This is a genomic window from Streptomyces sp. NPDC002577, assembly GCF_053594815.1.
This window is the reverse complement of the sequence record NZ_JBSFWK010000016.1, coordinates 126290-140148: the sequence shown is the minus strand read 5'-3', so window position 1 is coordinate 140148 and position 13859 is coordinate 126290. Positions and strand designations below refer to the sequence as shown.

Below are 13859 nucleotides of genomic sequence, written 5' to 3'. Positions count from 1 at the left end.
CGACGACTACGGCAACAAGGGCGACCACGGCAAGAAGGAAGACGACTACGGCAAGGGGGGCTACGGCAAGGAGAAGGACCACTACAGGCCCAAGGGCGGCATCCACGCCGGTGGTGGCGCTCTGGCCCTGACCCGCGCCGGAGACGACGACTACTACGACAAGAAGGACGACAACGGCAAGGGCGACAACAAGAAGGACGACTACGGCAACGACGACTACGGCAACAAGGGCGACCACGGAAAGAAGGAAGACGACTACGGCAAGGGGGGCTACGGCAAGGAGAAGGACCACAGGCCCAAGGGCGGAGTCCACGCCGGTGGCGGCGGTCTCGCTCAGTCCGGAAGCAGCATCGCCGCGGGTTCCGCGCTGCTGCTCGCCGGCATCGGCGCCGGCACGTACATCCTGCGGCGCCGCAACGCCTCGGGTGTCGCATAGGCCTGATTCAGGCCATAGGCCCTGATTCAGGCACCCTCGCCAGTCGCTGCGCTGTCGCGGTCGCCCTCGGAGGGCGGCCGCGGCCGCGGCTTTTCACTCGGACCGCTCTCGCGGCCCCCGCATCACCGCCCGTTCATGAAAGGCACAGTTCCATGGCCGCCCCGCAGTCGCCCGAGCCGAACAAGCCCCGGACAGCGCCCTCGTCCCGTACCCTCGCCCGCGCCATGGTGTGGCCGGCAGCAGCTGTGGTGCTGGGTGCTCTGCTCATCCACAACTCCTTTGAAGCACCCGCAGATCTGAAGCCGCAGGCACGGCCCTCGGTGATCGCCTCTGCCACCCCCAGCCCGTCCCGCACACCGCGACCGAGTCCCTCCGCCACCGGTCCCGTACTGCCTCGCTCGGTGCCCACGCGGATCTCGATCCCGGCGATCTCCGTCGATGCGCCGTTCACCTCGCTGACCCTCGCCGCCGACGGGCGGCTCAACCCGCCGCCCGTGAACAACGACAACCTCGTCGGCTGGTACAAGGGCGGTGCGTCCCCCGGTGAGCCGGGCGCGGCGATCGTCGTGGGCCACGTCGACACCAAGACCGGTCCGGCGGTGTTCCTCGGGCTCAGCGAGCTCAAGGCCGGAAACCGGGTCGACATCACCCGCGCGGACGGCAGCGTCGCGCACTTCAAGGTCGACTCCGTAGAGACCTTCAGCAAGGCGGAGTTTCCCAACGACCGCGTCTACGACGACACCCCCGACCCGGAGCTGCGCCTCATCACCTGCGGAGGCGAGTACAACAGGGTCGCCCAGGACTACGAGGACAACGTGGTCGCGTTCGCCCACCTCGACTCGGTCAAGAAAAAGGCCTGAACCGCGACCGGTTCCAGGCCTTCTCGGACACGGGTGCCCGCCGGATCTCCGGCGGGCACCGGCGCACGACCCGCTCGAGGGACACACGCCGCCGACTGCTCGGCGGCGGTCACTCGAAGTCGGTCACTCGGCGGCGGTCACTTGAGGTCGCTCGCGTCGATGTAGCCCGAATCGATGAGCACGTCCTTGTAGTTGTCCTTGTCGACGCTCACCGGCTTGATCAGGTACGCCGGGACGACCTTCTTCCCGTTGTTGTACGACGTGTTGTCGTTGATCATCGGATTGCGGTGGTGGAGCACCGCGTTGACCATGCTCGCGGCGACGAGGGCGAGGTCGCGGGTGTCCTTGTAGACGGTCTGGGACTGCTCCCCGTCCTTGATGGACTTGACCGAGGGCGTCTCGGCGTCCTGGCCCGTGACGATGGGCAGGGGCTTGGCGGCGGTTCCGTAACCCTGCCTCTTCAGCGCGTTGATGATGCCGATGGACATGCCGTCGTACGGCGAGAGGACGGCGTCCACGCGGGCGTTGGTGTACGACGAGCGGAGCACCTGGGTCATACGTTTCTGCGCGGTGGCGCCGTCCCAGCGGAGGGTGGTGACCTTCTTGTACTCGGTCTCGCCGGACTTCACGACGAGTTCCTTGTCGTCGATGTATTGCTTCAGGATGCGCATCGAACCGTTCCAGAAGAAACGGGCGTTGTTGTCGTCGGGGGAGCCGGCGAACAGCTCGATGTTGAGCGGGCCCTTCGCGCTGCCGTTGACCAGTCCGAGGTGCTCCGTGATGTACGTCGCCTGGAGTTCGCCGACCTGCTCGTTGTCGAAGGAGGCGTAGTAGTCGACGTCGGGGGTGCCCAGGATCAGCCGGTCGTAGGCGATGACGGGGATGTTGGCGGCGGCGGCCTTCTTCAGGACGTCGGTCAGCGAACGCCCGTCGACCGAGGCGATCACGAGGGCGTCCACACCCTGGTCGATCATCGACTCGATCTGCGCGACCTGGGTCTTCGGATCGTTGTCGGCGTACCTCAGCTTGCTCTCGTAGCCGTAGTCCTTGAGCTCGCTGACCATGTTGTTGCCGTCGTCTATCCACCGCTGCGACGTCTTCGTGGGCATCGCTATGCCGACGGTCGCGCCCTCGCTGCTGGATGCTCCGCCGTCCGAGCCGCAGGCGGTGAGGGTCAGGGAGAGAACCGACGCGGCGATGGCCGCAGCGAGCGGAGAGCGGGCGCGCATGCTGATCGTCCCTTACAAATTGAGAGGCAGTTGTCGAGCGTGGCTGTGCGGGGGGTTCGGCGGGGGGTTCGGCAGTTCGGGGAGTTCGGGGCAGGGCCGTGCTGAGTCCCCGCGCCGGAGGACCGCCGTCGTACCGGATCGGCGCATGCGGCTCGTGCGCCCGGTGATCGTCGCCCCTGTGACCGGTGCCTGGATGCGGGGAGCCATCCAGGGCGGCCGTCCCACCGGATCTCGGTGAGGCGCTGGAGCGTCGGACCGGACGGTGTGTGCGTCAAGCCGGCACTCGACCGATACCGCACAGTGACGGGGTCGGGGTTGACCGTGCCCCGCTGACGCGGCCCTCGGGTGTGGAGTGCCGGGCAGCCTACCTCAGGCACACACATTCACCACAGCCCCCTCCATGGCCTCCGTATACGTCACCAAACCGACCGGACGGAAGGTTCGCCGGACGGCGCGCTTCCGGGTCGTGCGCTCGGTGGGCAGGGCCGGCAGTTGAGGCCCTGTTCCACCGATGCCAGAGCCGGGCGGCTCTGTTCGGCCGACGCTGCCGCCTCCTCATGTCGCACGCGGCCGGCTTCCTCAACCCGTTGTACTTTTGCGGCCTGACCGACACCACGGAGATCATCGGCGCCTCCGCACGGCGGCTGCTGGGGCCCTGCCGGGGAGGGGAACGCCATGCCGGCAGGAGACAGGGCCGCCGGAGCCGGCCGCGACCTCCTCGCCGCCCTCTCCCGGGGGATGATCCTCTGCGGGAAGCGCTTCTTCGCGCTGTTCTACGAGGGACTGCAGGCGGCGGGCTCCATGTGGGTGCACCCGCCACCACCCGAAGCGCCCTCGGCCCCCTCGCCGGAACCACCACGGCGCACGCGCGACGCTCCGCCCGAGGGGCACCCGGAACGGCTGTGCCCTCACACGCCTCTGTCCCCCGAAGAGGCCGGCATCTGGGCGGGTCTCTCTGCCGAACCTGAACCCGAACCTGACACCTGACAGGAGTGCCACGTCAGGGCCAGACCGGCCTACGAACAGACGAAGCGCCGCCGGCAGGACTCGAACCTGCGGCCAAGCACTGAGAAGGCGTTCGGGCCTGAGCGCTTCTAGCACGGCCACCTCCAGGTGGGGCAGAGCGTCCTAGTGCACGGTGCGGCCGGCTCAGTCGGGTCGACGGTGACTCAGCTCGCCCGTGAGTTCGGCGCCTACGTCATCGGCACCGGACGCGCTGCCGACCGTCAGAAGGCACTCGACTTCGGCGCGATGGAGTTCGTCGACCTCGACAACGACACCCTGGAAGACATCGGCGGCGTCGACCTGGTCTTCGACGTCATCGGCGGAGACATCCAGAAGCGATCCGCCCGCCTGATCCGGGCCGGAGGAACACTGGTGACCGTCGTTGGGCCGCCCGAGGCGCGGCCTGCCCACGGCCAGGCGATCGACTTCGTCGTCGAGTCCGATCGCGCCCAACTGGGTGAGATCGTCCAGCGGGCGCGAGACGGACGGCTGCGGACGAACATCGGCAACGTCGCGACCCTCGACGATGCCGTCGCGGCCCTCAACCCGACTGAGCGACGCAAGGGGAAGCCGATCATCCGCGTTCGTCCGTAATGACTCGGGACAGCGATCGGTCCTTCCGTCCTCGTAGATCAGATGCACGTTGCAGACGTTCATCTGCCCGGCGAGGGCGCCGAAGACCAGTGGTGTGAGCTGTTGTTCCACACGGCTCAGCCGGAGGTCGGGAAGAACTGGACTAATGACGGCGAGATCCACGAAGAGCGCGGGCTAAAGGGACGGGCCTCGGACGACACCCGTGTCGTGCCGGGGCACCCCTCGCTGACGCGCATCCTGCGCGAGCACATCAAGTCAGAGAACCTGAAGCCGGGGGGACCTGCTGTTCCAGGGCGAGAAGGGCGGCATGCTCGCCGGTTCGGTCATCCGCCGGGCTTGGCGGACTGCCCGCGGGGAAGTGCTCTCCCCGGAGGAGTTCGCGTCGCCGCTCGGCAAGCGGGTGTACGACCTGCGGCACACCTGCCTGACCAACTGGCTCAATGACGGCATCCCGCCGGCGCAGGTGGCCGACTGGGCGGGAACCAGCGTTCCCGTACTGCTGGCCATCTATGCCCGGTGCATCTCCGGGCAGCTCCGGGACCTCAAAGAGCGGATCCTGGCCCGCGGGGACCTACCCGAGATTGCCGGCTGAGTGGATTCGGTGCCGCGCTGGGCAAGGCTTGCCCAGCGCGGCACCAGTGTCAGTGCTGTTGTTGGACGCTGTTTCAGTTGGTGATTCTGCGGTAGCCGATGAGGGGTCCGGCTGTGCCGACAAAGGCGAGTAAGTGCTCAGCCTTGCGTTCGTAGCGGCGGTGCAGGCGTCGACAGCCGGCCAGCCAGGACGGTCCGCTCGACGACCCAGCGGCGACGGCCCAGTCGCTCCGAGGAATCGATTCCCTTGCGGCCGATGCGATGTCGGATGCCGCGCTGACGGAGCCATCTCCGCAGGTGGTCGTAGTCGTAGCCCTTGTCGGCGTGCAGCTTGGCTGTGGCACAACTCGCCGGAACAACACCCACAGCTCATCCGGCACCAGACGCTCGACAAGACTCGCCGTGCTCAGTCCAACGAGTAGACCAGCCATAAAAATGGGCGTCTTAAGGTCAACTGGCGGGGTTTTTCTCCCTCACCATGAGACTAGGAAATCACCGAAATATAGATCACGGAATGTCTCGAACGGGTTCTCTTCCGCGAACCCTTCAGGGAGGAAATCCTGAATATCTGCACCGTGTCCCAAGATGAGATTGTCGAGAGCGTTATGGGCCCATACGCTTTGAAGGTATGGCTCTCCCCACTGAGAGAAAATTCCACCGGTTTCTCGGACTTCGCCGGCCCAGCAGGCGACGGGGGGTGTTGCGGCGCTCTCTATGAGTGTAATTTTTTCGATTTCACTCTCATTTAGAGATCCTTTGGGTGTGGCGTAAAGTGGGGTGATTGAGGGCTTGATGAAGCGCACAGGAGAGTCTTTCCAGTGATGCCGCAAATAAAGGCCGCTCTTGATTACAAGATTTAGATCACCAACTAGAGGTTGGGTTGCTCCTGGGTTCGAGGAGAGATCCGGGAATTCTTGACCAGAAAGGCCAGCATGCCGGATGCCGGATTTTTTGGAAATCTCCTCTATGATGTGGCGAATATCGTCTTCTCGGTGCATCTCCAAAGCGTCGTGCAGGTACATGTGCTTGCGGATAGTGTTGTAGATTTTCAGGAACCGGATAGGGGGATATAGGTCGGCCCAGTGAATTTTTGTGGTTTTTCCGTCTAGAAAAGGGAGCGGGGGGTTGGTGGCAATGTGGACGGCAATCAGGAACATTGTGGGCGTTGTGCCCCCCGTGCACATCTTGTTCGCCACGTTCCAGGGGCCACCGTACTCCGGCTCATCCATTTTGTAAGTGGCCATCCTGAGCAGTTGTTCCTGGGAGTCAGGGGAAATTTGCCAGGTTGTGCGAACTTCGTCCAAGGTGGATGCGCTTTCCCAGAGTGACCGCGTCGTAATCCGGTACCCGTCAATTTCAACGCCCCTCACTCCATCCTGGAAGACGTGGTCAGCCACATCATTCCCGGGGTGAGGCACCATCCCCTTGAAGGACGCAGCCGCTCTCCAGGCGTCCGAGAGGGCGCTACGTACGGCCTCGTTTAGGTGCCAACGGAAAGTCACGTCGGAGATGTCGAAGAGCATTTGATAGGTGACGTAGAGGTCGAGCCAAGATTGACCTAGCACGCCGAAGTCTTCCCCTGCGAGATCGGGGTCGTAAGCGCGCTCAAAAGTCCACAACGGAAGACCGCTACGCATCCGTTCTAGAATTTGACTGCGAATGCGATTAGGTAAGCCGTTGATTGCGCGTTGAGAAGTTAGCGCCCTTGCACGTTGCAGCAGGGTCAGAAGCAGCCCAATGGTGGATGTTTGGTAGCGGATCCAGTGCCCAACTTCGTGCTGGAGTGTAGCTTGCCAAAATTCCCGAGCATCGGGCTCGCCGAGATACTTGGTGGGGCTGAACATGATGTGGCTTCGGAGGTCCAGATGCCATCCGCATGAGCCGGCCGATAAAATGGGAGCCCGGAACGTCACGATGTAGGGGCGATTTCTTCGGCCTCGCCGGTGCTATCACCCAGCGTGTCTAGCCCCTCGGTCGTAACGCTACCGCGCCTGCGGGCAGCCGAAACCCCGTATTTAATAAGGTCATAAAGGGCGTTGCCTGCCAGGCCAACAGAAAGGTCGATCATCAGAGTCGCAAGGGGGGAACTTCCCAGCTGGTGCTGCTGCTCTTCGACGCGTTTAATCTGAGCCTTGCAAGCTGTGGAGAATTGAGGGGCTCCTTCCAGATCGTCTAGTAGCATTCTGATATTTGAGATCTCGCCGGTGATCTTGATCTGGTTAATCTCGGTCAAGTCATCTCCAAGTCAGGTCGGCCACCGCGAGCTTGACTACCCCATCTTAGAGGGCAACGGCTTGCTAAAGGGGGGCACTTGAGTTGACTGAGTCGTTTTCAACCCGGCTGATCGGCAGGCGAGTCAACGTGAGGGTTGGATGCGGGGAGAGCACCCAATATCAACCTGTCCGTCCAGTTTTCGTGTGTTTCTCCCCGTCGGGACTCGATCTGTCCAGTTCAGCCCTGCGCTTCCTAACCGGGAAGCTGACCGTCTTTCGTCAGGCCCCCGTTGCTTCCTCTTGGGGAGAGAGGTATCGCAGATGGTTGAGGCGGCGTACCTCCGAGGCGACGCTGACGGCGGTACCTCCGATGCCCGTAAGGGCAACCGGCTGCCGCACCCAGCCCTCAGGTGGCGCTACAACGAGTGGCTGCGCTGCACCGGCCGGGAGGGGGAAGTGCCAGCCGATCGGTAGCCGGCCCTGCCGGCTCGGGAGAACTTCCCCGCGTATTCACCGCAGCCACCCGCAGTAACCCAGTGACAGCCGGACAGCGCCGGACCCTCCCCGCGATCACTAGGGGATGGTCCGGCGCTCTTCTGCGTAGGGCTGCACCTGCCCTGAACAGCGAAAACGCCCTCCCGAAGGAGGGCGGAGACAGTGCGCCCCCGGCAGGACTCGAACCTGCGGCCAAGCGCTTAGAAGGCGCCTGCTCTATCCACTGAGCTACGGGGGCCGGGTGGTGGCCGGTGGCCTGGGGCCCTGGGTGGGCTGATCCGTGACCTTGCCGGGGACAAGGATAGGGCTCCTGGATCCTTGTCTCTCGTGCTTCTCCTCCGTGGTTCGATGTGGAGGTTCAGTGAAGCGGTCCCGATAATCGCAGGCAGGTACGAATCCTGCATCGCTTTTGGCGTCTCGCGCCCCGGGTGTTGTGCACTCGTTATGCCTCTACCTCACTGGCCCCTTCCGTCCCGCGTGTCTGATCGGCGCGCAGAAGCACCCATATGCTTCAGAAAGGCTCCAAAATTGGGCATTCTTCGCATGTGGTGACCTTCGACGTACGGCCTCAGCTGCTCGACGCGCTCTCTGTCCTGCGTGACCGTGTCGCCGCTGCGCGCTTTCCGCTGCCTGTGGCGGGCGCGGCACGCGCGCGTGCCAACCGGGACGAACTGCTCGCGCAGCTCGACGACTACCTGGTGCCCCGGCTGAAGGAACCCGAAGCGCCGCTGCTCGCGGTGATCGGCGGATCCACCGGGGCCGGCAAATCGACTCTCGTCAACTCCCTCGTGGGGCGTCAGGTCACCGAAGCGGGGGTGCTGCGGCCGACGACGCGTACCCCGGTGCTGGTATGCCATCCGGACGATCAGCACTGGTTCAGCGGGAAGCGCGTACTGCCGCGCCTCGCGCGCGTACTGGCGCCGAAACAGGAGGCGTGGCGGGGCAGGCGCCCGCTCCTCAGGCCCGGTGGGCGGGCGCTGCGGATCGAGACCGCCGACACCCTGCCACCCGGTCTCGCGCTCCTCGACGCGCCCGATGTCGACTCCCTCGTGGCCGAGAACCGGATCCTCGCCGCCGAGCTGATCTGCGCCGCCGACGTGTGGGTCATGGTCACCACCGCCGCCCGGTACGCCGACGCCGTGCCCTGGTACCTGCTGCGTACCGCCAAGGAGCACAATGTGACGCTCGTCACCGTGCTCGACCGGGTGCCGCACCAGGTCGCCACGGAGGTGTCCCGGCAGTACGCGGCGCTGCTCACGAAGGCGGGCCTCGGCGACGCGCCGCGGTTCACCGTGCCCGAGCTGCCCGAGTCCGCGGGGAGCGGCGGGCTGCTGCCCAGCACCGCCGTGGCGCCGCTGCGCGCCTGGCTGACCCACCGCGCGCACGACATGGGAGCCCGCCGCCAGGCCATCGTCCGTACCGCCAACGGTGTCATGAACTCGCTGCGCGCACGGACACCCGAGCTCGCCGGAGCCGTCGCCGCGCAGCACGCGGCCGCACTCCGGCTCACCGCCGCCGTCGACGAGGCGTACGAAGAAGAGCACGCGCGCGTGCTCAGCCGTCTGCAGGCCGGGGCCGTGCTCGCGGGGGACGCCCTCAAGCGCTGGCGGAGCTACCCGCTGGACTGCAGCCCGGAGGAACTGCTCGACGCGCTCGTCGAGAGCCTGGTGACGCTGCTGCTGAACGCGGTGGCGACGGCCGACGAGCGCGTCGACGAGGCGTGGCGGCACGAACCCGGCGGCCTGGCTCCGGGGCTGACGGTCCGTACCCAGGGCGTGGAGAGCGCCGAACACCGGATCGGCATGGCCGTACGGCGATGGCGGCGCGTCCTCGAGGAGTATGCGGAGGACGAAGTCCGTGCCCTCGACGACTCGAACGAGGTGCGGCTTACGCCACGTGGCGGCACACCGGACCCGGACGTCGTCGCCGCTCTGCTCGCCACCGCGCTGCTGGGCGGACGGCGCGCCCGCTCTGCGGGCGAGAACCTGGCCGAGCGCCTCGGCGTACAAGGCGCGCTCCGGCTGCGCGACCGGGGCGGGAACATGCTCACCGGCTGTCTGGACAAGGTGCTCAGGGTCGAGCGCGAACGGCGACTCGCCCCGCTCGACGCCCTCGGAGTGCACCCCGAACCCCAGGCCGAACTCATCGCTGCGCTGTCCGTCATGCAGAAGGAGAGGTGACCGCGGTGACCGCTGTCACTGACCACAAAGATCACTCGGATCCGACAGGCGGGTCTGGCGGGGCTCGCGGCTCGGGCCCGTCCGGCACCGCGGGATCCGGCACATCAGGACCGGACGGCGAACCGAGTGTGAGCCGTGCGTCCCGAGGGTCCGGTGGCGACACCAAACACGCGCGCGTGAAGGGCGACGGCGGCCAAGGCGGCGAGGCGCGCGCCGGCCGGCGGCCGGACGGGGAAACCGACGGCGCCTGGGACGACGGGCTGATCGCGCGGCGAGCGTCCGAAGCGGGCGGTCCCGGCGATCCGAACGGCGGAGACGAAGGGAACCAGGCCGCCCACGGTCGCGGTTCCGACGCGACGGGCGGCTCCATGTACGACACGGAGCTGCGGCCCCGGCTCGACTCACTGCGCGAGCTCATCGGACTGTCCCGCACCCGGCTCGACAGAAAGACGCTCGCCGAGGCGGGCCGCGTCCTGGACGAGGCAGCCGCCCGGCGCAGGCTGTCCGACGAGCACACCGTGGTCGCCATCGCAGGGGCCACCGGCAGCGGAAAGTCGTCGCTGTTCAACGCACTCGCCGGGGTGGCCATCTCCGAGGCCGGGGTGCGCAGGCCGACCACCGCGGCCCCCGTCGCGTGCAGCTGGACGGACGGTGCGGCAGGCCTCCTCGACAGGCTCGGCATCCCCATGCGGCTGCGCCGCAGGCCCGCGCAGAGCCCGGACGGGGAGGCGCAGCTGCGCGGCCTCGTCCTGATCGATCTGCCCGACCACGACTCGGCCGTCGCCGCCCACCGCGAACAGGTCGACCGCATCCTCAACCTCGTCGACGCGGTGATCTGGGTCGTCGACCCCGAGAAGTACGCGGACGCCATGCTGCACGAGCGCTATCTGCGGCCCCTGGCCGGGCACGCGGAGGTCACCTTCGTCGTGCTCAACCAGGTGGACCGGCTGCCGGGCGACGCCGCCGACCAGGTGCTCGACGATCTGCGGCGGCTGCTCGACGAGGACGGCATCGCGCTCGGGGAGTACGGCGAGCCCGGCGCGACGGTGCTTGCGCTGTCCGCGCTGACGGGCGAGGGGGTCGGCGAACTGCGCGACGCGCTCGACCAGTTCGTGATGGAACGGGGCGCCCCCGTCCGGCGTATCTCCGCGGACCTGGACGCCGCGGCGGCACGCCTGCGGCCCCTCTACGCCGCCGAGCGCCGCACCGGGCTCACCGAGGCCGCACGCGAGGAGTTCTCCGGCGAGCTCGCGGAGGCGGTGGGCGCCACGGCCGCCGGGGAGACCGCGGAGCGGGCCTGGACCCGCCACGCCAACAAGGCGTGCGGATCACCGTGGCTGCGACTGTGGCGGTGGCATCAGGCCCGGAACGCACCTGTGGCGCTGCGGCCCCGGCCCGGCCCCCCGGCGCCGGTGGACGAGGAGGCGGCGGCCCGCCAGCGCGTCGAGCAGGCGGTACGCACCGTGGCGGACAAGGCGGCGCACGGGCTGCCCGCGCCCTGGGCACAGGCCGTACGCGAGGCCGCCGCACGCGGCGCGCAGGGGCTGCCGGAAGCGCTCGACGAGGTGGCCGTGACGGCCGGAGCGCCTGCGGGGCAGCGGCCGCCGCGGCCCGGCTGGTGGCTGCTTGCCGTGCTGGCCCAGGCGTCGATGACCATCGTCCAGATCATCGGCGGGCTGTGGCTGCTGGCCCAGGTCATCGGGGTCTGCCCGCCCAACCTGGGCGTGCCGGTGCTGCTCATGTCGGCGGGCATCGTGGGCGGCCCGTGCGTCGAACGGGCCTCCGGGGTGGCGGTACGCGGGCCGGCGCGCCGGTACGGAGACGAGGCGGAACGGCGCCTGAGGGAGGCAGCGGCCGCCTGCGGCAGGGCTCGCGTGCTGGATCCGGTGGCGGCCGAGCTGCTGCGGTACCAGGAGGTGCGCGAGAAGTACGTGGATGTGATCGGGGTCGGTCGCGCCGGAGGGGTGACGAAGTTGTCCACAACCAGTCGGTAACCCACAGGTCTCAGCGAGCCCGTTCCGGCGGAGGCACTCTGACGGGGTCGGACACGCACAGGGAGGGGACCGCAATGAACGAGACCATGGTGACCGTGGTGGGGAACGTGGCGACGACACCGGTGTTCCGGGAGTTGCCGACCGGGTCGGTGGCGCGCTTCCGGCTGGCGGTGACGGCACGCCACCGGGACCGTGTGAAGGAGACCTGGGTCGACGGGCACACCAACTTCTTCACGGTGTGCGCCTGGCGGTCGCTCGCCGCCAATGCGATGGCGTCCGTGTCCGTCGGCGACCCCGTCATCGTGCAGGGCAGGCTGAGGGTGCGCCACGAGGAGCGGGGCGGACAGCCGTGGATGTCGGCCGACATCGACGCGCTGGCCATCGGACACGACATGTCGCGCGGGACCTCGTCCTTCCGCCGCGGGGCGAAACGAGCGACAGCGCAGACGGCACGGGGTGAGACGGCGCCGGGGAGCGAGCGCAGTCAGGGACCGGGCGTGGGCGAGCCGGACTTCGGCGGGGGCACTGCTGCGGCGCCCGCACGCGAGCCAGTCTTCGAGACAGATCCTCAACTACCGCCGCAGCCAGTGACAGTGACATAACGTCACATGAGTCCGGGTCACGGGCGTGGAGCCGCCCGGGCGGCGATAACGATTCCGAGTCGGATCGGTTATCCGATGAAACGACTGAGGATCATGGTGCACCGCGTTCATAGGATGCCCGGCATAGCCCACGGGGCATTTGATTCTGCTGGCGGGACCAACCCCCCATGTCAACGGGTCCCGCCTGAAGGGGAATTCCGTGTTTTCTGTGTTCTCTGTCCATAGGCGAGGTCTCGTCCGCCTCGCCACCGCGGCCCTCGTGCCGGGTCTCGTCGCCGCCGGCGCCCTCGTGGCGGCGGCCCCGGCCGTCGCGGACGACGTCCCGCAGCACAAGGGCGGTGCTACGGCCAGCCTGAGCGGGCTGAAGATCTACGGCCAGGCGGTCATCCACGCCGACGGCGAAGGGCAGGAAGAACAACAGGTTCCCGCGGGCCTCTTCGAGATGTCCGTCGACGGCGGCGGCACCCTGCAGACGTACTGCATAGACATCCAGAACCCCACGCAGAAGGACGCCAAGTACCAGGAGACCCCCTGGAGCGGCACGTCGCTGGGCGACAACCCGGACGCGGGCAGGATCCGCTGGATCCTGCAGAACTCCTACCCGCAGGTCAACAACCTGGCCGAACTGGCCAGGAAGGCCGGGGCGCGGAGCCTCAGCGAGCAGGACGCGGCCGCCGGTACGCAGGTCGCGATCTGGCGGTTCTCGGACGACGCGGACGTGAACGCGGTCGACCGGGACGCCGAGAAGCTGGCGGACTATCTGCAGAAGAGCGCGCGCAACCTCCCGGAGCCGAAGGCCTCGCTGACCCTCGACCCGCCGGCCGTCTCCGGGCATCCCGGTGACAGGCTCGGCCCGGTCACCGTGCGGACCAACGCAAGCCGGGTCGGCGTGACCCCGCCGGCGGACTCCGCCACGAGCGGTGTGAAGGTCGTCGACAAGAACGGCAAGCCCGTCACGTCGGCGTCCGACGGCACCGAGCTGTACTTCGAGGTCCCCAAGGGTGCTCCCGACGGCTCGGCCGAACTGCAGGTGCAGGCGTCCACCACCGTGCCGGTCGGCCGCGCCTTCGCCTCCGAGACCCGTAGCCAGACGCAGATTCTCGCCGGCTCCAGTGAGTCGACGGTCTCCGCCACGGCGACCGCCGACTGGGCGAAGACGGGCGCGATACCGGCGGTCTCGGCCGAGAAGAACTGCGCGAAGAGCGGCGTGGACATCACGGTGACCAACCAGGGCGACGACGCCTTCACCTTCGAGCTGGCCGGCATCGAGCACAGCATTGCGGCGGGGCGGTCGCAGACGGTGACTGTACCGCTGCAGGAGGACCAGGCGTACGACTTCACGATCAAGGGGCCGAACGGCCTCGAGAAGCGGATCACGGGCGTGCTGGACTGCCGGACCGAGAGCGCTGCGGGCGATGACACGGTGCAGGTGGACTCCGTGCCCAGCCCGGCCTCGGCCGGCGGCACCTCCGGAGGCAGCGACCTCGCGGAGACCGGCACCTCCAACGCCACGCCGGTGATCGCGGCCATAGCGGTGGCCCTGGTCATGGTCGGCGGCGCGGCGGTGTTCCTGGTCGGGAGGAAGAAGACCCCGACGACCGAAGAGCAAACGGACGAGCGATCCGACGGGTGAACCGGGTGAACCGGGTGATCCGGCGGG

Annotated in this window: 12 protein-coding genes, 1 tRNA gene and 1 pseudogene; 9 read left to right on the top strand and 5 right to left on the bottom strand. The window is 67.6% G+C overall.

Annotated elements, in window-relative coordinates; genetic code table 11:
- Window positions 1-436, top strand: a 436-nt coding sequence (locus ACWD4J_RS22005) for a hypothetical protein (protein ID WP_451397092.1), incomplete at its 5' end; no start/stop codon positions are given.
- 152 nt (window positions 437-588) lie between these two features.
- Entirely contained in the window at window positions 589-1296 is a 708-nt protein-coding gene (locus ACWD4J_RS22000) for a class F sortase (protein WP_451397091.1), read from the top strand.
- A gap of 137 nt (window positions 1297-1433) precedes the next feature.
- Here ACWD4J_RS22000 and chvE read toward each other — a convergent pair whose 3' ends face one another.
- Window positions 1434-2525, bottom strand: coding sequence for a multiple monosaccharide ABC transporter substrate-binding protein (gene chvE / locus ACWD4J_RS21995; protein WP_451397090.1), 1092 nt, complete (start codon window positions 2523-2525; stop codon window positions 1434-1436).
- Window positions 2526-3200: 675 nt separating this feature from the next.
- Between chvE and ACWD4J_RS21990 the strand changes: the two genes are divergently transcribed.
- The 3 genes from ACWD4J_RS21990 to ACWD4J_RS21980 all read left to right on the top strand — a co-directional run bounded on the left by ACWD4J_RS21990 (window position 3201) and on the right by ACWD4J_RS21980 (window position 4716).
- Entirely contained in the window at window positions 3201-3512 is a 312-nt protein-coding gene (locus ACWD4J_RS21990; protein WP_451397089.1) for a DUF6059 family protein, read from the top strand.
- Window positions 3513-3689: 177 nt separating this feature from the next.
- The gene (locus ACWD4J_RS21985; RefSeq protein WP_451397088.1) at window positions 3690-4124 is read left to right on the top strand and encodes a zinc-binding dehydrogenase; all 435 of its coding nucleotides are present in this window, start codon (window positions 3690-3692) and stop codon (window positions 4122-4124) included.
- A 307-nt stretch (window positions 4125-4431) separates the two neighbouring features.
- Window positions 4432-4716: a hypothetical protein gene (locus ACWD4J_RS21980; RefSeq protein WP_451397087.1), complete on the top strand. Its 285-nt coding sequence runs from the start codon at window positions 4432-4434 to the stop codon at window positions 4714-4716.
- A gap of 73 nt (window positions 4717-4789) precedes the next feature.
- On the opposite strand, the pseudogene ACWD4J_RS21975 reads toward ACWD4J_RS21980, so the two are convergent.
- From ACWD4J_RS21975 to ACWD4J_RS21960, 4 genes and pseudogenes are all read right to left on the bottom strand, one after another.
- A pseudogene (locus tag ACWD4J_RS21975) lies at window positions 4790-5048 on the bottom strand (transposase); the annotation flags it as partial.
- 140 nt (window positions 5049-5188) lie between these two features.
- The gene (locus ACWD4J_RS21970) at window positions 5189-6559 is read right to left on the bottom strand and encodes a hypothetical protein (RefSeq protein ID WP_451397086.1); all 1371 of its coding nucleotides are present in this window, start codon (window positions 6557-6559) and stop codon (window positions 5189-5191) included.
- Window positions 6560-6624: 65 nt separating this feature from the next.
- Window positions 6625-6948, bottom strand: coding sequence for a hypothetical protein (locus ACWD4J_RS21965; protein WP_451397085.1), 324 nt, complete (start codon window positions 6946-6948; stop codon window positions 6625-6627).
- A 640-nt stretch (window positions 6949-7588) separates the two neighbouring features.
- A tRNA-Arg gene (locus ACWD4J_RS21960) sits at window positions 7589-7661 on the bottom strand.
- Between the two features lie 307 nt (window positions 7662-7968).
- On the opposite strand from ACWD4J_RS21960, the gene ACWD4J_RS21955 reads away from it, so the two are divergent.
- The 4 genes from ACWD4J_RS21955 to ACWD4J_RS21940 all read left to right on the top strand — a co-directional run bounded on the left by ACWD4J_RS21955 (window position 7969) and on the right by ACWD4J_RS21940 (window position 13832).
- Window positions 7969-9603, top strand: coding sequence for a dynamin family protein (locus ACWD4J_RS21955; protein WP_451397084.1), 1635 nt, complete (start codon window positions 7969-7971; stop codon window positions 9601-9603).
- Window positions 9604-9779: 176 nt separating this feature from the next.
- Entirely contained in the window at window positions 9780-11597 is a 1818-nt protein-coding gene (locus ACWD4J_RS21950) for a GTP-binding protein (RefSeq protein WP_451397083.1), read from the top strand.
- A 74-nt stretch (window positions 11598-11671) separates the two neighbouring features.
- Window positions 11672-12199, top strand: coding sequence for a single-stranded DNA-binding protein (locus ACWD4J_RS21945; protein ID WP_451397082.1), 528 nt, complete (start codon window positions 11672-11674; stop codon window positions 12197-12199).
- A 208-nt stretch (window positions 12200-12407) separates the two neighbouring features.
- Window positions 12408-13832, top strand: a complete 1425-nt coding sequence (locus ACWD4J_RS21940) for a TQXA domain-containing protein (RefSeq protein ID WP_451397081.1) — start codon at window positions 12408-12410, stop codon at window positions 13830-13832.
- The last annotated feature ends 27 nt before the right edge of the window (window positions 13833-13859 follow it).